The sequence below is a fragment of the Rhodopseudomonas palustris HaA2 genome, from assembly GCF_000013365.1.
Lineage (GTDB): Bacteria > Pseudomonadota > Alphaproteobacteria > Rhizobiales > Xanthobacteraceae > Rhodopseudomonas > Rhodopseudomonas palustris_J.
The window spans coordinates 596,200-615,734 of record NC_007778.1 but is presented as its reverse complement, the minus strand read 5'-3'; the positions used below and the strand labels follow the sequence as shown (position 1 = coordinate 615,734).

The following is a 19,535-nucleotide window of genomic DNA, read 5'->3' as shown; positions in this document are numbered from 1 at the left end:
CGCGGCCGAATCGCAGACTCACCGAGGTCCACCCTGCCTTGCCGCAACATCTCGCGTCGGGAGCGATCTGCGCCACAAGATACGTGAATTTCGGAAGATTATCATACCGGCCGTCGGACTTCGCCTCCGTTGCCATGCGTTCCGCGATTCCGCCGCGAGTCAACAGGATTCGACTCGCACGGTCGCGCGACCGCCGCAGGCCTATTGGGTCCGCGACGCGGCGGATTTCGGCGGGGTCGCGGTGGTGACGAACTGGGTCGCCTGCAGCACGGCATTGCCGAGCGGGGTCGGAATCTTCATCCGGAACGGCACCAGCACCCGCGTCCCGGCGATCGGCGCCAGCCAGACCTCCATGTTGCGCTGCTCCGTCAGATATTTGATCGCAGCGCGATCGGGGATGTAACCGGACACGGGCGTGAAGTAGACGCCGCAGACCAGCACCGGGCCCTGATAGCCCTTCTCGGCCTTGACCATTTCGGTGCGCTTGTAGTCCAGCCGCAGATCGTAGCGCATCCGGCCGTCGAAGATCGGCGTCGAGACCCGGCACGACTCCGGGCTCATCAGGTCGCCGGTGCCGGGCACGCGGAGGAACGAGCCGGTCATCGGATCGACCACGCCGCGGCGGTGCGCATCGGTGACCGGAATCCGATCGGCATCCGGCGGCTGCTCCGGCTCGATCGAGGACTCCTTGACGTTGCCGTTCGCCAGCGTGATCCGGATGGTCTCGATCTTCTTGGCGCTGGCGGTGATCGCCATGTAGTTCATCGGCGCGAACTGGCCGTTGACGATGCGCCCCTGCGCTTCGCCGCTGCCATGGCCGCGCGAAAACGCCTGCATCACGCCCGACGTCGCGCCATTGGCGGCGGCGGCGTAGCCATCGTCGGTGACCTCGATCACCCAGGCGCCCTTGCCGACCTCGATCCCCGCCAGCGTGGCTTCATAGCGGGCGTCGAGCTTGCCCTGGGCCGCGGCCGGGCTCGCGGCCGCCAGCCCGCTCGCCAGCACGGCAGCCAGAACACCTGCCGACCAGCGGGACCGCAGCAGCGCCGCGATGGCCGTCCGACGAGTTGCGAAGCTGACGGGAATGTTCACGAAGGGGGGTCCTGCCTGCGGGCGCGGGGGTTCAGCCGAACTCAAATCCGCGCGCCGATCCGAACCAAGGTTTCGGAACCGAATGCGTCGTTTATATGGTTGTAGAACGTTGTGCGGCCATGGCAAATCAATGCCTGAAAGGCGCGATCGTGAGTTCCATGGCGCGCCAAAATCGACCGCGGAGGCGGCGCCAGCTTGACGCTGGACGCGTGGCCGCCTATACGTCCGCGGTTCCTGAAATGGACGTCGATAGACCCCCCGCGCCTGCCCGTGGGCTGGCGGGGATGACAGAGGATTTTCGCCATGTCCCGGCGCTGCGAACTGACCGCCAAGGGTGTCCAGACCGGCCACAAGGTCAGCCATTCGAATATCAAGACCAAGCGGCGCTTTCTGCCCAATCTGGTCAACGTCACCTTCCTGTCGGACGCGCTCGGCCGCCCGGTGCGGCTGCGGGTGTCGACCAATGCGCTGAAGAGCGTCGATCATCGCGGCGGCCTCGATGCCTTCCTGCTCAAGGCCAGCGTCGCCGAACTGTCGCCGAAGGCGGCCGAGCTGAAGCGCGCGATCGCCAAGAAGAAGGCCGCCGAGCCGGCCGCAGCCGCGAGCTGATCGGCCGCCGATTCGGCATTTCGACATCTGCGGACGGCCGGGTTGAAAGACCCGGCTGTTTTCGCATGTCGACATGTCTCATCCCATCGTCGGATGGTCGAGCGTCGCCGGCGAAGCTGCCTAGCGCCGACAGCGCCGGATTTACCGGTCGAATCCCACAGAACCGCATCCCGAGACGAATCACGTAGTGTTCCGAGGTGACGGGTCGGGCGGACACAAGCAATAGCTTGGGCAGTCACCCCGCCTGGTCGGACTGATCACCATGTCCCGAGGGGGACGCCGGTCCGGTTTGACGGCGACGGCAATGCCCCCGCCTCGCAGAGGCCGCGATGAAGCTCTCGACCCGCCTGACGCTGGCGATGGTGGCGCTGGTCCTGGTGACCACGGCGGTCCTCGGCTTTTTGAACTACCGCAGCATCGTCGAATTGGTGATGCCCCGCGCCTTGCTGCAATTGCAGACGCGCTCGCAGCTTCATGCGCTGCTGATGGATGCGTATCTGCGCGGCACGCGCGCGGACGCGGTCAGTGCGCAGGCCTCCACGACCCTCCGCGATCTGCTCGCCAACCGCGACCGCGCCGGCGAGGCGACCCCCGACTGGCGTCGGCGAATCGAGGATCGGTTCGCCGCGGAAATGGCCGGGAAGCCGAACTCCGCCATCCTGCGCATCCTCGGGCCCGATGACGGCGGCCGCGAACTGGTGCGGGTCGACCGACTGGGCCCGAACGGCACGATCCGCGCGACACCGGCGGCGCAGCTGACGCGACGCGGCGACCGCGGCTATTTCAAGCAAGGCATGGCGCTGCCACCCGGCGAGGTGGCGATCTCCCGGATCGAACTGAACAAGACGGCGACCGGACTGGAAATTCCCCACGTCCCCACCGTGCGCATCATGGCGCCGATCGATGCCGGCGACGGCACGCGGCTCGGCGTGCTGGTGATCAACACCAATCTCGGCGCGCTGTTCGAGCGGGTCCGAAACAGCGTCGTCGTCGGCAACCTGACCTACATCGTCAACGACGCCGGCGACTATCTGCTGCATCCCGACCGCTCGCGCGAATTCGGCTTCGATTTCGGCAGGCCCAGCCGCGTCCAGGATGATTTCCCGGCATTCGCGGCACTGCTCGACGGCAAGGACACCACCCCGCGCGTGATCGAGGATCGCACCGGGCAACGCTTCGGCGCCGGCTGGGGCTGGGTGCGTCTCGCCGACGGTCCGACGATCGGCGTGATCGAGATGCGGCCGTATCAATCCCTGACCTCGGTGCAGACGGCGGTCCGCAATTCGACGCTGACGGGCGGTGCGGTCGCGGTGCTGGTGGCGATGCTGATGGCGTTTCCGCTGGCGAAGTCGCTGACCCGGCCGCTGGTCCGCATCACCCGCTCGGTTCAGGCGTTCGCGCGCGGCGAAAAATTGGAGCTCGCTCCCGGCGGCGGCCAGGAGATCAAGCTGCTGGCCGAAGCCTTTTCACAGATGACCCGCGAAGCCGAGCGCAAAGCGATCGCCCTCGCCGAGGAGGCGGAAGAGCGCAGCCGCATCGCCGGGGTGCTGCAGAACACCATCGACAACATGGTCGATCCGGTGCTGGTCGCGGATGCGCGCGGCATGGTGATGCTCACCAATCCGGCGGCGCGCGACCTGTTCGGGACGCTGTCCGGCGTCGGCCTGCTCAACACCACCCGCTCGTTCGACCGCTACTATCCGGACGGAACCCCGCTGCCGCCCGACCAATCGCCGCTGCTGCGCGCCTATCGCGGCGAAACCATCGTCAATTTCGAATTCATGGTGCAGCCGATCGGATCGGACCGCAGATCCTATCTGATCGCGAACGGCCGGCCGCTGCGCAGCGAGACCGGCGAGAACCAGGGCGCGGTGATGGTGTATCACGACATCACCCAGACCAAGACGGCCGAGAAGGCGTTGCGCCGCAGCGAGCAGATGGCGCGGGCGATCATCGACACCGCGCTCGACGCCTTCGTGCAGATCGACGCGCTCGCCACGATCACCGAATGGAGCCCGCACGCCGAGGAAATGTTCGGCTGGCGTCGCGCCGAAGCGATCGGCCGCAACGTGTTCAAGTTGATCATCCCGCCCGACCAGTTCGAGCAGCGCACCGAGGAGTTCAAGCAGTTCGCATCGACGCTCGGGCGCGACAGCTCGGGCTTCCGCGTCGAGATCGAATCGATCCGCAACAACGGCACGCCGATCCCGCTCGAAGTCGCGATGACCGCGCTGTATCGCGACGGCAGCTTCGTCATCAACGCGTTCCTGCGCGACCTGACCGAGAAGATCGCGTTCGAGGAGCAACTCCGGCAATCGCAGAAGATGGAGTCGATCGGCCAGCTCACCGGCGGCATCGCGCACGACTTCAACAACATGCTGACGGTGATCACCGGCACCATCGACATCATCAGCGACGGCGTCGCCGAGCAGCCGCATCTGGCGAACATCGCCAAGCTGATCAGCGAGGCGGCCGATCGCGGCGCCGAGTTGACCCGGCTGCTGCTCGCCTTCGCCCGCAAGCAGCCGCTGCGGCCGGACGACACCGACGTCAACGCCCTGGTGGCCGGGCTGCAGAGCCTGCTGCGGCCGACACTGGGCGAACAGATCGAAGTCGAGACCTCGCTCGCGGACAACGTCTGGCCGATTTACGTCGATCGCGGCCAGCTCGAATCCGCGCTGGTCAATCTCGCGGTCAACGCCCGCGACGCGATGCCGAACGGCGGCAAGCTGACGCTGGAGACCTGCAACATCGTGGTCGACCAGGAATTCGCCAGGCGGCTCGGCAATGTCGAGGTCGGCTCCTATGTGATGATCGCGATCACCGATTCGGGCTGCGGCATTCCCGAGGCGATCCGCGGCAAGGTGTTCGATCCGTTCTTCACCACCAAGGACATCGGAAAAGGCACCGGGCTCGGGCTGAGCATGGTGTACGGCTTCATCAAGCAGTCCGGCGGACACATCACGCTGTACAGCGAGGAAGGCCTCGGCACCACGTTCCGGCTGTATCTGCCGCGCGCCACCGCCGAGATCGAACGCCAGGCGCCGGCGACGTCGGAGCAGGGCGCGATCGGCGGCACCGAGACCATCCTGGTCGTCGAGGACGACGCCATGGTGCGCAGCTACGTCAACGCTCAGCTCAAGAGCCTCGGCTACACCACCCTGTCGGTCGGCAACGCCACGGCCGCGCTGTCGATCGGAGACAGCGACACGCAATTCGACCTGCTGTTCACCGACGTGGTGATGCCGGGCCCCTACAACGGCGTGCAGCTGGCCGCCGAAATGAGCCTGCGCCGGCCCGGGCTGAAGGTGCTGTTCACCTCCGGCTATTCCGAGAACGCCCTGATCCACAACGACCGGATCGATTCCGATATCCTGCTGTTGTCGAAGCCGTATCGGCGCAGCGATCTCGCCCGCATGATCCGCCTCGCGCTGAGTCCCGCCGCCGACACCGTGACGGCAGCCGGCGAAGTGGACAATGCGACGGTCTGACCCGCGGCCGAGCGTCAGTCGTCCACGAGGGTGAACTGCAGCAGCAGCGTCCGCTGCAGCATCGAGAAATTGTCGTCCGACACCATCGTCAGCACGGTGTCGCCGGCGGCGTCCTGATGGGCGTCGAGGCCTTCCATGTTGTCGATCTCGTGGCCGAGATCGGCGTTGAACAACACCGGGCCATCCACGGTCGCACCGGGCACCAGCGTCGCCAATGCGATCCGCCGGATCCGGATATGCACGCCCTCGATCCACGAAAATTTGCGCTCGAGAATCAGGAGTTGGCCCGACGGCAGCAGCACCGCGTCGCTGACGTCGAAATTATCGGAGCGGCGAACGGCGAATGGACCCGGCGTCTTGCCGCCAATCAGGAAGCCGACGACATTGCCGCCGGCGTCGAGGCCGCGCTCGGAGATCGCGATCAGCGTGCCGGCGAGCGGCAGCCCCTTCGGCACCACGACCAGCGACTCGATGCCCTTGTTGTTCGGCAGCTTGCGCAAGCCCGGCGGCACGGCGATCGGCTGCCCCGAAGCGCGAACGCCGTCGCGGCCGAAATCGAATTTGACGATCTGATTGACGCGCTCATAGCCGACATAGGCGGTGCCGCCGTCGAACGCCAGCGCTTCGCTGTCGTACCATTTGCTCTTCGTCAGCGGCTGGCGGTCGGGCCCGAGCAGCGGCGCCGCCTCGACGTCGGCGACGCCCGCCATGGCGGCGCCGTCATAGACGATGCGGCCGGTGAACCAGACGCCGCGATCGCTGATCGCCACGAAGCGCTCGCCTTTCGGATCGAGCCGCAGCGCCGACAACCCGCCGAAGCCGCGAAACGGCGAGGTCAGAATCAGCCCGCTGCGAAACTGCAGCGCGCCGAAGCGTCGGCCGCCGCGGTCGCGCAGGTCGAACTGGTCGATCGGACGCGCCCGCACCGCGATGCGCTCCGCGGCGGGGATCGAATAGGCGTCGAGCTCGGCCTTGGTGGCCTGCGCCAGCGCGGGCCGCGGACCGAGCGCCGGAAAGCAGGCCAGAGCGCCGATCGCCAAACTCCCGGCAAGAAAGCGCCGCCGCGTCGTCTCCCCTCCCGCTTGCGGAGAGGGGAGAGGGAGCGCGCCGGCTCCCTTGCTCGCGCTGTGCACTTTCAGCTCAGCCGAGTGCGCGGTCGGTCGTGTCATCGCGCTTCGCGCGCGATCACGAATGCAGCCGACGACGGCGACCCGGCGCGGGCACGTCCGCGGTTTCGCTGAACAGTTCGGCGAGCTTCTCGGTGATCGCGCCGCCGAGCTCCTCGGCGTCGACGATGGTCACCGCGCGACGATAATAGCGGGTGACGTCGTGGCCGATGCCGATCGCGATCAGCTCGACCGGCGAGCGGGTCTCGATCTCCTCGATGATGTGGCGCAGATGCCGCTCGAGATAATTGCCGGGATTGACCGACAGCGTCGAATCGTCGACCGGCGCGCCGTCAGAAATCATCATCAGGATCTTGCGCTGTTCGCTTCTGCCGAGCAGCCGCTTGTGCGCCCAGTCCAGCGCCTCGCCGTCGATGTTCTCCTTGAGCAGCCCCTCGCGCATCATCAGCCCGAGATTCCTGCGGGCCCGGCGCCACGGCGCGTCGGCGGATTTGTAGATGATGTGGCGCAGATCGTTGAGCCGGCCCGGCGACGCCGGCTTGCCGGCCGCGAGCCACGCCTCACGCGATTGACCGCCCTTCCAGGCGCGCGTCGTGAAGCCGAGAATCTCGACCTTGACGCCGCAGCGCTCCAGCGTCCGCGCCAGAATGTCGGCGCAGGTCGCCGCCACGGTGATCGGGCGGCCGCGCATCGAGCCGGAATTGTCCAGCAGCAGCGTCACCACGGTGTCGCGGAAGGTGGCTTCCTTCTCGCTCATGAACGACAGCGGATGGAACGGGTCGGTGACGACACGCGACAGCCGGGCCGGATCGAGAATGCCTTCCTCGAGGTCGAAATCCCAGGCGCGGTTCTGCTGCGCCATCAGGCGGCGCTGCAGCCGGTTGGCGAGCCGCGCGACGATGCCCTGCAGATGCGCGAGCTGCTTGTCGAGATAGCTGCGCAGCCGCTCCAGCTCGTCGTGGTCGCACAGGTCCTCGGCGGCGACGACCTCGTCGAATTTCGGCGCGAAGGCGTGATATTCCGGCCCGCGCGGCTCGTTGGCGCCGCGATTGTTCGGCCGCGTCGCCTCGCCCGGCGTGTCGTCCTCGCCGGTCTCGGAATCGTCGAAGGCATCGGAGGCCGAAGCCTGCGCGCTTTCCATCGCGCTGTCGCTGAGGTCGTCGCTGGTCGCCTCGGCCTGGTCGGCGCTCATCTCCTGGGCGGCTTCGCTCTCCGGCGTGCCTTCGGCGCCGGACTGATCGTTCTCGCCTTCCTGCTTGTCGTCCTGGTTCTCTTCCTCGTCCGAATCGGCGTCGCGATCGTCGCCGAGTTCGAGCACGTCGAGCAGGTCGTGGAGGGCGTCGCCGAACTTCGCCTGGTTCTCGGCGAAGCGTTCGAGCTCGTCGAGCTTCGGCCCGATCTTGTCTTCCAGCACCGGCCGCCACAGGTCGACCAGCTTCTTCGCCGCCGCCGGCGGCGCCAGCCCGGTGAGGCGCTCGCGCACCAGCATCGCCAGCGCGTCCGACAACGGCGCGTCGGCACGGTCGGTGATCTCGTCGAACTTACCGCGGTGGAAGTGATCGTCGAGCATCGCGGTGAGGTTCTTGGCGACCCCCGCCATCCGCCGAGCGCCGAGCGCTTCGACGCGGGCCTGCTCGACGGCTTCGAATACGCCGCGCGCTTGCGGATTGCCCGGCATCAGCTTGCGATGCACTTTCGGATCGTGGCAAGCGAGCTTCAGCGCGATCGAATCGGCATGGCCGCGCACGATCGCGGCGTCGCGCTTGCTCATCTTTCGCGCCGGCTCCGGCAGCCGCGCCTTGCCGGGCGACAGGCCGGGGCGCTCCGCCGCGAAGCTGACTTCGAGCTCCGGCGTCTTGGCGATCGCCCGCAGGCACGACGTCACCGCCCGCTTGAACGGCTCGGTCGGCGCTTCCTTCGATCCGGTGCGGAATTTGGTGTTGGATGTGGTCATGCTGAGAAATTACTCTTCCGGTGAGCGGATGTCTTCAAACTCAACGGCACGAGATTGGATCGCATCCCAATCATACGGACAGGTCAACTCGAAGACGCTTGCCGGGAGGCCGGTTTCCTGTTGGGCTTCGTCGCGAGCATCGTGGTAGGCATCACCGATCGCTTCAGGAATATGCGGCCTTAGGCTGGGGTTCTTCTTGAGAACCTTGACGATATGTCGGCGCTGAGTTCGGATCGAAAAAACCCAGCTCTTGGAACGATGCGTCGGCTGGTGATCCCACTTCATGAGATGCAACAGCACAACGCGAATCGCGCTTTCGAGTTTGTCGTACTGCTCGCTGCCCACGTCCGACAACTCCTCGGCGACATTCCCGGCATCGATCTCCGACAGCTTGCCGGCCTTCAGCAGCGCGACTTGATGCTGAACCCAACCGTAAAGATCCCCCTCGTAGCACGGGGACGAGGTCGCCGATGGTTCCGGCTGCGGACGTAGTTTCGAACTGGTCGTCATCGCCAATCCTCACAGCGCCGTGGTGAACAGGCGGGCGCCCGCTCCGCGAAGGCACCCTCTCCCACCCGGGGAGAGGGCCCGGCTTTACGTCATCGCAACATTCACCGAGCTTTCCGGCAGCTCGGCGTTGAAGCAGCGCTGATAGAACTCGGCCACCAGCGGGCGCTCCAGCTCGTCGCATTTGTTGAGGAAGGTGACGCGGAACGCGAAGCCGATGTCGCCGAAGATCTCGGCGTTCTCCGACCAGGTGATCACCGTGCGCGGGCTCATCACCGTCGACAGGTCGCCGTTGGCGAAGGCGTTGCGGGTGAGATCGGCGAGCCGCACCATCTTGTTGACGATGTCGCGCCCTTCCGGGTTGCGATAGTGCTTGGCCTTGGCGAGCACGATCTCGACTTCCTCGTCGTGCGGCAGATAGTTCAGCGTGGTGACGATCGACCAGCGGTCCATCTGGCCCTGGTTGATCTGCTGCGTGCCGTGATACAGGCCCGAGGTATCACCCAGGCCGATGGTGTTGGCGGTGGCGAACAGCCGGAACGCCGGATGCGGCTTGATCACCTTGTTCTGGTCGAGCAGCGTCAGCCGGCCGGAGACTTCCAGCACGCGCTGGATCACGAACATCACGTCGGGGCGGCCGGCATCGTATTCGTCGAACACCAATGCCACATTGTGCTGCAACGCCCAGGGCAGGATGCCGTCGCGGAATTCGGTGACCTGCTTGCCGTCGCGGACCACGATCGAGTCCTTGCCGACCAGATCGATGCGGCTGATGTGGCTGTCGAGATTGACGCGGACGCAGGGCCAGTTCAGCCGGGCCGCAACCTGCTCGATATGGGTCGATTTGCCGGTGCCGTGGAAGCCCGTCACCATGACGCGGCGATTGCGGGCGAAGCCGGCGAGAATCGCGAGCGTGGTGGCGCGGTCGAAGCGATAGTCGCTGTCGACATCGGGCACATGCGGATCGGCCTCGGAAAAGGCGGGAACTTCGAGGTCGCTGTCGATGCCGAAGACCTGGCGGACCGACACCTTCATGTCGGGCAGGCCGGTGATCTCCTGGGCTTTGGTCGTGGCGGCGGTCATCAATCCTCCGTGGTCCCGGACGCGCCCGAAACCCGATCTATGTGGTGGATGCGGTTGAGTGCGGATTTAAACCTAGCAGACCGCCGCGATCCGCAGAAGCCCGCCGTATGATCAAAGTTCCGCCGATGTTTCATTGAGATAGGCACGAGACTCGGTTTTTGGAAGGCTGCCCTGCGAAACCGGAGGCCGATCGGGATCGGCTTGCCCGCGGAACGCGCAACGATTCCGCAGGCGCATTGCCGTAGACTGCCGCCACCGCTCCTTTCGCGCTGCGAGGCCCTGCGTGAACGCCGTTCTCGATGCCCTGATCGCCTTCGCCTCCGCCCATCGCGAGCTGGCCTATCTGACGCTGTTCACGGCCGCGCTGCTGGAGGCGGTGCCGGTGCTGGGCACATTGGTGCCGGGCTCGACCATCATCCTGGCGCTGAGCGCGCTGATTCCGGGCGGCCAGCTCGATCTGGTCGGCGTGCTCGCGGCGGCGGCGGCCGGGGCCGCGCTCGGCGACGGCGCCGCCTACTGGATCGGACATCGCCAGCAGCGGCGCATCCTGTCGGCATGGCCGATGGCGCGCTATCCCGAGCTGGTGGCGCGCGCCGAGGCGTTCTTCGTGAGATTCGGCGGCTGGGCGGTGTTGTTCGCCCGCTTCGTGCCGCCGATTCGCGCCTTCGTGCCGATCACCGCCGGCGCGCTGCAGATGCCGCCGGCGCGGTTCTTCGCGATCAACATCCCGGCGATCCTGCTTTGGGCGCCGGCGCATGTGTTGCCCGGCGTCGTCGCCGCCACCGCGCTGGAGCAGGCGCACGGCCGATGGCATCACTGGCTGCCGGTGGTCGCGGGCGTGGCCGGCGTGGTCGTTCTAGCTGGCTGGCTGCTGTGGCGGCGACGGCGGGGTAAGGCGCAGGCGACCTGACGAGCCGGCCGCCGCCGCGGTCAGGTCCGCACCACCGTCTTCAAGTAATTATACGCCTTGATGATCTCGATCAGGCGATCCTCGGTCGAGCGGTCGCCGCCATTGGCGTCGGGATGATGCTGCTTGACCAGCGCCTTGTACTTCGCCTTGACGACTTCGAGCGTCGCGTCGCTGTCGAGCCCCATCACCTGCAGCGCCTTGCGCTCGGCGTTGAACACCTTGCGCGGCTCCGACTTGGTCTGCTCGGCCGACGGATCGGGCCCGCGCCGCCAGCGGCTGCGGCCGTTGAACTCGTTGATGACGTTGAACGGATCGGCGGCGCCCGCGAGATCCTCGGGGTTCTTGGTCCGGCTCTTGGCGCCGTTCTGGCCCATCTTCCAGGTCGGGCGATGGCCGGTCAGCGCGTCCTTCTGATAGCGCGCCACCGCGTCGGCATTCATACCCTCGAAGAAATTGTAGCCCTGATTGTATTCGCGGACGTGATTCAGGCAGAAGTGCCAGTAATCCTTCTCCAGCCCGCGGCCCTTCGGGGCGCGATGCGCGCCGCGATTGGCGCAGCCCGGCGCGTCGCACATGATCACCTGTTCGCGCGCAGCCTCCTTCGCCGCCGCGGCCTTGGTCGGCTTGACGCGGATCTTGTCGAAGAATTTGGACGAGTCGATTGCCATGCGTGACTTTGACTACGCCTCGGGCCGAGCTTCAAGTCTTGACATTATCAGCAAGCCCCGGGTTGATGGTGTGAGCAGGCGGCGAACCAACGATCGGTCGGACCATGGGCGTCAAGGACAGTCTCACACAGAAGTTGCGCGAAGCTTTCACGCCGGAAAGCCTCGAGGTGATCGACGAATCCAACCTTCATGAAGGTCATGCGGGCCATTCCGGCCGCAGCGAGTCGCATTTCCGGGTGAATATCGTGTCGGGCGCATTCGCCGGCAAGAGCCGTATCGATCGCCACCGCATGGTCAACGAATTGCTGGCGGCGGAACTTTCGGGCGGCGTCCACGCGCTGGCGCTGAAGGCCAGGGCGCCGGGCGAAGCGTAAGGGAGGCGCGCCCGCGGCTCACGCCGCGGGGCCGCCGATGCGCGCGATCTTCCCGGACTTCTTGTCGGCGAGCTCGGCTTCTGTCTCGCGCAGCACGGGGACGATGCGCAGCGCGGTGATGCGATTGCGCTCGCGGCGCAGCACCCGGAAGCGGAAGCCGTGGAAGGTGAAGCTCTGGCCCCGCACCGGGATCGAGCGCGCCTCGTGGATCACCAGGCCGGCGATCGTGGTGGCTTCCTCGTCCGGCAGATTCCAGTCCATCGCGCGATTGAGATCGCGGATCGGCACCGAACCATCCACCACGACCGAGCCGTCCGGCTGGGTGCGAACGCCGGCGACCACGACGTCGTGCTCGTCGGAGATGTCGCCGACGATTTCCTCGAGGATGTCCTCGAGCGTCACCATGCCTTCGACTTCGCCGTATTCGTCGACCACCAGCGCGAAGTGGGTCTTGCGCGAGCGGAACGCCTTGAGCTGCTCCGACACCAGCCGCATCTCCGGCACGAACCACGGCGGCAGCGCGATCTTGTTGACGTCGATCTTGCCGGCGTCACCGTCGGCGGCGCGCATCGCCCGCAGCAGATCCTTGGCGTGCAGCACGCCGATGATGTTCTCCGGCTTCTCGCGCCACAGCGGAATCCGGGTGTACTCGGTGGCCAGCACCTCGCGAACCAGTTCCTCCGGCGGCAGGTCGGCGTTGACCATCACCATCTCGGTGCGGTGGACCATCACGTCGGAGACCTGCAATTCGCTGAGATCGAGCAGGCCGCCGAACATGTCGCGGTCGTGCTTGGCGACGCCGCCTTCGTGATGGATCAGTTCGACCGCGCCGCGCAGCCGCTCGGTCGCCGACAGCAGCGACTGATGCGCGCCGACCTTGATGCCGAGCAGCCGCATCAGCACGCGGACCAGCGCCTCGATCACCGTGAGCAGCGGGCCGAGCACCAGCACCATCAGCCGCATCGGCTTGGCGACCAGCAGCGCGAAACGATCCGGCGCGTTGATGGCGACGGTCTTGGGCAGCACCTCGGCAAAGATCACCACCAGCGCGGTCATCACCGCGGTGGCGTAGAGCACGCCGAACTCGCCGAACCAGGCCGTGAACAGGCCGGTCGCCAGCGCCGAGGCGCCGATGTTGAAGATGTTGTTGCCGAGCAGCAGCGCGCCGATCATCCGCTCGCGCGTCGCCAGCAGCCGGCCGACGATGCCGGCGTTGCGGCTGCCCTGCTTCGCCAGCCGCATCATGTTGGCGCGCGAGGCCGCGGTCAGTGCGGTCTCGCTGGCGGAGAAGAACGCCGAGCCGAACAGACAGGCGATGACGATACCGGACGTCACCCAGTCCATGATCTCGCGCTCGCTCACGATGCGCGCGCGAGCTGCCGGGCCAGGAAATCGCGAACCGGCGCCGGCTCGACCTTGTCGGCGATCACCGCGCGGCCGATCCCTTCCATCAGGATGAAGGTGAGCTGGCCGCGTTTGACCTTCTTGTCCTGAGTCATCAGCGCCAACAGCGCGTCGGCGTCGGCGAGGCCTTCCTGGGCGAAGCCGGCGATGTCCTGCAGCCGGGTCGGCAGGCCGACATCGGCGAGATGGCGCTGCAGCCGGATGGCGTCGGCCTCCGGCATCATGCCGCGCTCGGCGGAGAACCGCGCCGCCAGCACCATGCCGATCGCCACGCCCTCGCCGTGAAACAGCCGGTCGGAGAAGCCGGTCGCGGCCTCCAGCGCATGGCCGAACGTGTGGCCGAGATTGAGCAGCGCGCGCTCGCCGTTTTCGCGCTCGTCGCGCGCCACGATCGCCGCCTTCGCCCGGCACGACGTGGCGATGGCGTGCTCGCGCGCCGGCCCGCCTGAGACGATCTCGGCGTGATTGGCTTCGAGCCAGGCGAAGAACGCCTCGTCGCCGAGCGCGCCGTATTTCGCCACTTCGGCATAGCCGGCACGGAACTGGCGCGGCGACAGCGTGTCGAGCACCGCGGTGTCGGCGATCACCAATACGGGCTGATGGAACGCGCCGAGCAGGTTCTTGCCCTGCGGCGAGTTGATGCCGGTCTTGCCGCCGACCGACGAATCAACCTGTGCCAGCAGCGAGGTCGGCACCTGCACGAAATCGACGCCGCGGCGCAGGATCGACGCCGCGAAGCCGGCGAGATCGCCGACCACGCCGCCGCCGAGCGCGATCACCAGATCGTTGCGTTCGATCTTGGCGGCGATCAGCGCCTCGCTGACTTCCGCCAGCCCCGCATAGGTCTTGGAGCTTTCGCCCTCGCCGACCACGACGCGCGCATGCGCGATGCCGGCGGCATCCAGCGCCGCCTCGGTCGGCGCCAGCCAGGTCCGCGCCACGGTGCGATCGGTGACGATCGCGGTGCGCGCGCCGGGCCGCAGCTTGGCGATCCGCTCGCCGAGCGTGCCGAGCACGTTGCGGCCGATCACGATGTCGTAGGCGCGATCGCCGAGCGCGACCTCGACCTTGATCGGAGCGGAATGGTTCAGCGGCGCAGTCATGGTGTCTCGCTCAGGGTTGGGGCGGGTGCGCTGCAGAGATAGTCGTGCAGCGCGGCAACGCATTCGTCGACGATTTTCTCGTGCGGCACATCGCGCGATGCGATCGTCAGGTCGGCGCCACGATACACCGGATAGCGCTCGCCGATCAGCCGGGCGATGGTTCCGGCCGGATCCGCGGTCTGCAGCAGCGGCCGGTCGGCGCGGCGCTTGACCCGGCGCAGGATGACGTCGGCCTCGGCCTCGAGCCACATCGAGATCGCCTTGTCGCGAATCCGCGCGCGGGTCTCCTCGCGCATGAACGCGCCGCCGCCGGTCGCGAGAATCTTGGCGCCGCCATCGAGCAGCCGGGCGATCACCCGGGCCTCGCCGTCGCGGAAATGCGGCTCGCCGTGGGTTTCGAAAATCTCCGGGATCGTCATCGCCGCGGCCTGTTCGATCTCGGTGTCGGCGTCCAGAAACGGCAGCCCGAGCCGCAGCGCCAGCCGGCGGCCGACGGTCGACTTGCCGGCGCCCATCATGCCGATAAGCACGACCGGGCGCTCGCCCAGCGCCGCGACGATCTCGGCTTCCTGCTGGGACCTGGCGGCGGCGGCCGACGGTGCGCTGTCAGACATAGTCGTATCACCCGTGGGCTTGGGCGCGGGATCGCTTGGGCTCGGAACGGCCAGCTATACTACTGCGCTTGCTGCGGTTGCCAGAGTCTCTTGCCACGCGCAGGCGAACATGGTCATCGTCGCCCGTCATCCAGCAATTGTGCCGGCAATTGCCGTTCCAGCGCCGCCGAGATCGCGAATGCCTACCCTGTTCCGCTTCCTGTCGGTCGTTGCGGTGATCGGCGGCCTGATCTACGGGGCCATCTTCGCGCTGGCCAATTTTACCGCCCCGAAATCGCGGGACATCACCGTGGTGGTGCCGCAAGACAAATTTCTCAAGAAATAGCAGTTAGGCTCGGCGGCATGCGAAAACCGCGAGCAAGATTCAGTCCTTCAGCCAGCGTCCCGGCCACCGCTGCCGGCGAGCGGGAGGCCGCGCCGCTGCGGCCCACCTCATATTCCGATGCCGGACTGAGCGAGCTGTTCCTCGACATGATCGCGGCCGAACAGGGCGCCTCCGCCAACACGCTCGACGCCTACCGCCGCGACCTCGCCGACCTGTCGCACTACCTCGGCCGCCGCCGCAAGAGCATCGCCTCCGCCGACACCGAGGCGCTGCGCGGCTATCTCGCCGATCTGGATACCCGCGGCTTCGCATCGACGAGCGTCGCGCGGCGGCTGTCGGCGCTGCGGCATCTGTTTCGATTCCTGCTGAGCGAGCGGATCCGGGTCGATGATCCGGCGGCGATCCTGTCCGGACCGAAGCGCGGCCGCGGGCTGCCCAAGGTGCTTTCGATCGCCGATGTCGACCGCCTGCTCGGCTGCGCGCGCCAGGAGGCCGACGCCGCCGAGGGCGCGGCGGGGCTGCGCGCGGCGCGGCTGTATTGCCTGCTGGAGGTGTTGTACGCGACCGGGCTGCGCGTCTCCGAACTGGTGGCGCTGCCGCGGACGGCGGCGCGGGGCGATGCCCGGATGATCGTGGTCCGCGGCAAGGGCGACAAGGAGCGGCTGGTGCCGCTCAATGGCAGTTCCAAAGCCGCGATGACGCGCTATCTCGCGACCGCCGCGGCGGCCGAAAAGGCCGCGGCCGGCGGCAAGAAGACCGCCGCGCCCGCGTCCAAATGGCTGTTTCCGTCGTTCGGCGAGAGCGGCCATCTGACCCGGCAGCATTTCGCCCGCGACCTCAAGGAGCTCGCCGCGCGCGCCGGGCTGCCGCCGCGGCTGGTCAGCCCGCATGTGCTGCGCCACGCCTTCGCCAGCCATCTGCTGCACAACGGCGCCGATCTGCGGATCGTCCAGACCCTGCTCGGTCACAGCGACATCTCGACCACGCAGATCTATACCCATGTGGTCGAAGACCGGCTGAAGAGCCTGGTCCGCGACCTGCATCCGCTGGCGGAAGGCTGAGGCCGGCGCGCCGCGTCAGCCTTGCAACTCCAACGGCGCCTGATTCTTTTGCCTAAGCCGCCGGCCGGCCCAGCCGCTTGACTTGATGCGCGTTCGGCTCGAAAAGCCGGAGCCGGGCCGATATCGGTCGCACAACCTCCCCATGTCCTGGTCATGTCCGAGCCCATGCGCAGCTATCTCGACTTCGAAAAGCCGGTCGCGGAACTCGATTCCAAGATCGACGAATTGCGCGCGCTGGCCGCCTCCGGCAGCGACATCCACGAGGAAGTCGCCAAGATCGAGGAGAAGGCCGTCCAGGCCCTGAACGAGCTCTATGCGACGCTGACGCCGTGGCAGAAGACCCAGGTGGCGCGGCATCCGCAGCGGCCGCATTGCGTCGACTACATCGAAGGACTGATCACCGAGTTCACGCCTCTGGCCGGCGACCGCAAGTTCGGCGAGGACGAGGCGCTGATCGGCGGCTTCGGCCGTTTCCGGGGCGAGAGCATCTGCGTGATCGGCCAGGAGAAAGGCTCCTCGACCGAGACCCGCCTCAAGCACAATTTCGGCATGGCCCGCCCCGAAGGCTACCGCAAGGCGGTCCGCCTGATGGACATGGCCGACCGCTTCGGCATCCCGGTGCTGTCGCTGGTCGACACCGCCGGCGCCTATCCGGGCATCGGCGCGGAAGAGCGCGGCCAGGCCGAGGCGATCGCGCGCTCGACCGACGCCTGCTTGTCGCTCGGCGTTCCGAATGTCGCCGTCGTGATCGGCGAGGGCGGCTCCGGCGGCGCGATCGCGATCGCCACCGCCAACAAGGTCTTGATGCTCGAACACGCGATCTACAGCGTGATCTCGCCCGAAGCGGCCTCCTCGATCCTGTGGCGCGACGGCACCAAGGCCCAGGAAGCCGCTAATTCGATGAAGATCACCGCCCAGGATCTGCTGCGATTCGGCGTGATCGACCAGATCCTGCCCGAGCCCAAGGGCGGCGCCCACCGCGACCCGGCCGCCATGATCGCAACCACCGGGGACGCCATCGCGGCGGCCTTCGCCGAACTCGCCGGGCTCGATGCCGGCACGGTTCGCGCCCGGCGACGGCAGAAATTCCTCGAAATCGGCCGCAAGCTGGGCTGACGACCCGGGCAGCGCCGGCATTGCCGGTTTGCTAACCATCCGCTCCGACAGCGACGGATTCCGTCCGCCCGGCCGCAGTTTTGCCGCGGGGGCCACGTTCAGTGTTCCTTGACCATCTCCGGCGCTGAACCGGTCCCGCAGGCCGATCGGCTTGCGGGTGCGGGGGCTTAAGGATAATCTTTCGTGAGTGCAGGACACGCCGTGTCGAGGCGAAAACGTCCCGCGCTTCTTGGTAAATGCACGCGATACAATTCGAGCCAACGGCCCGGAGGATCGCGTCAGAGTGACGGACTGAACTGCTCACCGATCGAGTCGCCGATCGAGCCGATCAAGATGTGGGGTGCAGGTTTGCCGGTCGTCTGGGGAGCTTCGTTGTGACGAGAACTCCGCTGCTGCGCGCGCTGCTGGCCTCCGCCGCGATCGCCGCGAGCGCCGTGCTGGCCGGCTGCAACAGCGACCAGATGTCGCTCGCCCGCAACGCCAAGGCCAACCAGCCGGTGCCTCCCAAGCTGGTCGCCGCGATGCAGGACAAGAACATGGACCTGCAGTCGCCGATCCTGGTGCGGCTGTTCAAGCAGGAAGCCGAGCTCGAGGTCTGGAAGCAGGACCGCAGCGGCGTCTACGCGCTGCTCAAGACCTACCCGATCTGCCGCTGGTCCGGCGATCTCGGCCCGAAGATCCGCGAGGGCGACCGCCAGGCGCCGGAAGGGTTCTATTCGATCTCGCCCGGCCAGATGAACCCGCAATCGTCCTATTACCTGTCGTTCAACACCGGCTATCCGAACGCCTTCGACAAGTCACTCGGCCGCACCGGCTCGCAACTGATGGTGCACGGCGACTGCTCGTCGCGCGGCTGCTACGCGATGACCGACGAACAGATCGCCGAGATCTATGCGCTGGGGCGCGAATCGTTCTTCGGCGGCCAGCGCGCGTTCCAGCTGCAGGCCTATCCGTTCAAAATGACGCCGGTGAACTTCGCCAAGCACCGCAACAACCCGAACATGCCGTTCTGGCGGATGCTGAAGCAAGGCTACGACCATTTCGAGGTGACGCGGCAGGAGCCGAAGGTCGATTTCTGCGAGCAGAAATACGTGTTCGACGCAGCACCCCCGCCGGGCGCGACCAAGCCGCTGGCGTTCAACGCCTCCGCCAAATGCCCGGCCTATACGGTGCCGGCCGACATCGCCGACGCGGTGCGCGAGAAGGATCACAAGGACCAGACCAAGCTCGCCGAGCTGATTTCGAAGGGGACGCCGGTGGCGCGGCTGCGCACCGGGATCGACGGCGGCATGCATCAGGTGTTCGCCTCGAAGATCCCCGACGCCTCGACCGGCCTGTCCGAAGCCGACGACAGCTCGCCGGTGGCGCTCGCGGCATTCGACCGCGCGCCCGGCACGATCCCGCCGACCGTCAATCCGCCGCGGCCGTCCGACAATCTGCTGCAGAAGGCGTCCGAGACGACGGCCGTGGCCGCGACCACCGCACCGTCGACACCGCGCGTGGCCTCGGCGACGAAAGACGATATCGGCGGCCTGCTGTCCGGCCTGTCGCGCCGGGTCGGCAGCGGCGAGACCACCGCCTCGACCACACCGCCGCCGTCCTCGCCGCCGCAGGTGGTCACCGCGCGGCGCCAAGACACCATGCCCGCGCCGCCCCGGCCGCAGGCCGCGGTGCCGAAGCCGGCAGACACCAAGCAGGCCGCCACCAAGCCCCAGCTCAAGCCCTCGGTCGACACCGGCGCCGCAAAGCCGGCGACGACGGCCACGATCACCGGCGCCGCGCCCGTGGTGTCGTCGAATAATTTCGACAGCCGGTTCTCGGCGTTCCGCTGAGGCGGCTCGCCTCGGCCGCCGCGTGGGTCGCCCACGACACCACCACCTCGTCATTCCGGGCGCCGCGCAGCGGCGAACCCGGAATCCATACGCCGCAGCATCGCGGTCGAAGGACAGCGCCGATCGACGCTGCGCATCACCACTGAGCACAGGGGTTATGGGTTCCGGGTTCGCGAGCTGCGCTCGCGCCCCGGAACGACGAACCTGGGATGAGCGTCGGGCGGCAGCATCGCAAAATTCGCCAAACGACAATGCCCGGCACGAG

General features: G+C 67.2%; 17 protein-coding genes. 8 read left to right on the top strand and 9 right to left on the bottom strand.

What is annotated here, in order from left to right:
- Positions 1 to 201 precede the first annotated feature (201 nt).
- The gene (locus RPB_RS02770; RefSeq protein ID WP_011439448.1) at positions 202 to 1,092 is read right to left on the bottom strand and encodes a DUF3108 domain-containing protein; all 891 of its coding nucleotides are present in this window, start codon (positions 1,090 to 1,092) and stop codon (positions 202 to 204) included.
- Between the two features lie 303 nt (positions 1,093 to 1,395).
- Between RPB_RS02770 and rpmB the strand changes: the two genes are divergently transcribed.
- Positions 1,396 to 1,701, top strand: a complete 306-nt coding sequence (rpmB, locus tag RPB_RS02765; protein ID WP_011439447.1) for a 50S ribosomal protein L28 — start codon at positions 1,396 to 1,398, stop codon at positions 1,699 to 1,701.
- A 329-nt stretch (positions 1,702 to 2,030) separates the two neighbouring features.
- Entirely contained in the window at positions 2,031 to 5,192 is a 3,162-nt protein-coding gene (locus tag RPB_RS02760) for a PAS domain S-box protein (RefSeq protein ID WP_011439446.1), read from the top strand.
- A gap of 14 nt (positions 5,193 to 5,206) precedes the next feature.
- Here the strand turns inward: RPB_RS02760 and RPB_RS02755 are convergent, their stop codons facing one another.
- The 4 genes from RPB_RS02755 to cobS form a co-directional block, all read right to left on the bottom strand.
- Entirely contained in the window at positions 5,207 to 6,361 is a 1,155-nt protein-coding gene (locus RPB_RS02755; RefSeq protein WP_011439445.1) for an esterase-like activity of phytase family protein, read from the bottom strand.
- Between the two features lie 16 nt (positions 6,362 to 6,377).
- The gene (gene cobT, locus RPB_RS02750) at positions 6,378 to 8,273 is read right to left on the bottom strand and encodes a cobaltochelatase subunit CobT (RefSeq protein ID WP_011439444.1); all 1,896 of its coding nucleotides are present in this window, start codon (positions 8,271 to 8,273) and stop codon (positions 6,378 to 6,380) included.
- 9 nt (positions 8,274 to 8,282) lie between these two features.
- A complete protein-coding gene (locus RPB_RS02745) occupies positions 8,283 to 8,783 on the bottom strand; it encodes a DUF29 domain-containing protein (RefSeq protein WP_011439443.1) in 501 nt (166 codons plus the stop codon).
- Positions 8,784 to 8,867: 84 nt separating this feature from the next.
- A complete protein-coding gene (cobS, locus tag RPB_RS02740) occupies positions 8,868 to 9,863 on the bottom strand; it encodes a cobaltochelatase subunit CobS (RefSeq protein WP_011439442.1) in 996 nt (331 codons plus the stop codon).
- A 283-nt stretch (positions 9,864 to 10,146) separates the two neighbouring features.
- Between cobS and RPB_RS02735 the strand changes: the two genes are divergently transcribed.
- A complete protein-coding gene (locus RPB_RS02735; protein WP_011439441.1) occupies positions 10,147 to 10,773 on the top strand; it encodes a DedA family protein in 627 nt (208 codons plus the stop codon).
- 20 nt (positions 10,774 to 10,793) lie between these two features.
- Here RPB_RS02735 and RPB_RS02730 read toward each other — a convergent pair whose 3' ends face one another.
- The gene (locus RPB_RS02730; protein ID WP_011439440.1) at positions 10,794 to 11,441 is read right to left on the bottom strand and encodes a J domain-containing protein; all 648 of its coding nucleotides are present in this window, start codon (positions 11,439 to 11,441) and stop codon (positions 10,794 to 10,796) included.
- A 104-nt stretch (positions 11,442 to 11,545) separates the two neighbouring features.
- Between RPB_RS02730 and RPB_RS02725 the strand changes: the two genes are divergently transcribed.
- On the top strand, positions 11,546 to 11,815 hold the full coding sequence (locus tag RPB_RS02725) for a BolA family protein (protein ID WP_011439439.1): 270 nt from the start codon (positions 11,546 to 11,548) through the stop codon (positions 11,813 to 11,815).
- An 18-nt stretch (positions 11,816 to 11,833) separates the two neighbouring features.
- On the opposite strand, the gene RPB_RS02720 is transcribed toward RPB_RS02725, so the two are convergent.
- From RPB_RS02720 to RPB_RS02710, 3 genes are read right to left on the bottom strand one after another with little or no spacing between them, the layout of a single operon-like run.
- Complete coding sequence (locus RPB_RS02720; RefSeq protein WP_041798529.1) at positions 11,834 to 13,159, bottom strand: HlyC/CorC family transporter; 1,326 nt, start codon at positions 13,157 to 13,159, stop codon at positions 11,834 to 11,836.
- Positions 13,160 to 13,173: 14 nt separating this feature from the next.
- Positions 13,174 to 14,322 carry a 3-dehydroquinate synthase gene (aroB, locus tag RPB_RS02715; RefSeq protein ID WP_011439437.1) on the bottom strand — a complete coding sequence of 383 codons (1,149 nt, stop codon included), beginning with the start codon at positions 14,320 to 14,322 and terminating at the stop codon, positions 13,174 to 13,176.
- Positions 14,319 to 14,936 (bottom strand): shikimate kinase, encoded by a 618-nt coding sequence (locus RPB_RS02710; protein ID WP_011439436.1) that lies wholly within the window; start codon positions 14,934 to 14,936, stop codon positions 14,319 to 14,321. The genes aroB and RPB_RS02710 overlap by 4 nt, the downstream gene beginning before the upstream one ends.
- Before the next feature lie 178 nt (positions 14,937 to 15,114).
- Between RPB_RS02710 and RPB_RS02705 the strand changes: the two genes are divergently transcribed.
- The 4 genes from RPB_RS02705 (at position 15,115) to RPB_RS02690 (ending at position 19,270) form a co-directional block, all read left to right on the top strand.
- Complete coding sequence (locus RPB_RS02705; RefSeq protein ID WP_011439435.1) at positions 15,115 to 15,261, top strand: hypothetical protein; 147 nt, start codon at positions 15,115 to 15,117, stop codon at positions 15,259 to 15,261.
- Positions 15,262 to 15,278: 17 nt separating this feature from the next.
- On the top strand, positions 15,279 to 16,322 hold the full coding sequence (locus tag RPB_RS02700) for a site-specific tyrosine recombinase (RefSeq protein ID WP_011439434.1): 1,044 nt from the start codon (positions 15,279 to 15,281) through the stop codon (positions 16,320 to 16,322).
- A gap of 153 nt (positions 16,323 to 16,475) precedes the next feature.
- Positions 16,476 to 17,438: an acetyl-CoA carboxylase carboxyltransferase subunit alpha gene (locus RPB_RS02695; protein ID WP_011439433.1), complete on the top strand. Its 963-nt coding sequence runs from the start codon at positions 16,476 to 16,478 to the stop codon at positions 17,436 to 17,438.
- Between the two features lie 374 nt (positions 17,439 to 17,812).
- Positions 17,813 to 19,270, top strand: coding sequence for a L,D-transpeptidase family protein (locus RPB_RS02690; protein WP_011439432.1), 1,458 nt, complete (start codon positions 17,813 to 17,815; stop codon positions 19,268 to 19,270).
- Positions 19,271 to 19,535 lie beyond the last annotated feature (265 nt).

Excerpts from the sequence above, each read along its gene's own strand:
- RPB_RS02720 (WP_041798529.1), bottom strand. The coding sequence starts at position 13,159 with ATGGACTGGGTGACGTCCGGTATCGTCATCGCCTGTCTGTTCGGCTCG.
- RPB_RS02730 (WP_011439440.1), bottom strand. The coding sequence starts at position 11,441 with ATGGCAATCGACTCGTCCAAATTCTTCGACAAGATCCGCGTCAAGCCG.
- cobT (WP_011439444.1), bottom strand. The coding sequence starts at position 8,273 with ATGACCACATCCAACACCAAATTCCGCACCGGATCGAAGGAAGCGCCG.
- RPB_RS02710 (WP_011439436.1), bottom strand. The coding sequence starts at position 14,936 with ATGTCTGACAGCGCACCGTCGGCCGCCGCCGCCAGGTCCCAGCAGGAA.
- RPB_RS02755 (WP_011439445.1), bottom strand. The coding sequence starts at position 6,361 with ATGACACGACCGACCGCGCACTCGGCTGAGCTGAAAGTGCACAGCGCG.
- aroB (WP_011439437.1), bottom strand. The coding sequence starts at position 14,322 with ATGACTGCGCCGCTGAACCATTCCGCTCCGATCAAGGTCGAGGTCGCG.
- RPB_RS02695 (WP_011439433.1), top strand. The coding sequence starts at position 16,476 with ATGTCCGAGCCCATGCGCAGCTATCTCGACTTCGAAAAGCCGGTCGCG.
- cobS (WP_011439442.1), bottom strand. The coding sequence starts at position 9,863 with ATGACCGCCGCCACGACCAAAGCCCAGGAGATCACCGGCCTGCCCGAC.
- RPB_RS02725 (WP_011439439.1), top strand. The coding sequence starts at position 11,546 with ATGGGCGTCAAGGACAGTCTCACACAGAAGTTGCGCGAAGCTTTCACG.
- RPB_RS02745 (WP_011439443.1), bottom strand. The coding sequence starts at position 8,783 with ATGACGACCAGTTCGAAACTACGTCCGCAGCCGGAACCATCGGCGACC.
- RPB_RS02705 (WP_011439435.1), top strand. The coding sequence starts at position 15,115 with ATGCCTACCCTGTTCCGCTTCCTGTCGGTCGTTGCGGTGATCGGCGGC.
- RPB_RS02700 (WP_011439434.1), top strand. The coding sequence starts at position 15,279 with ATGCGAAAACCGCGAGCAAGATTCAGTCCTTCAGCCAGCGTCCCGGCC.
- RPB_RS02760 (WP_011439446.1), top strand. The coding sequence starts at position 2,031 with ATGAAGCTCTCGACCCGCCTGACGCTGGCGATGGTGGCGCTGGTCCTG.
- rpmB (WP_011439447.1), top strand. The coding sequence starts at position 1,396 with ATGTCCCGGCGCTGCGAACTGACCGCCAAGGGTGTCCAGACCGGCCAC.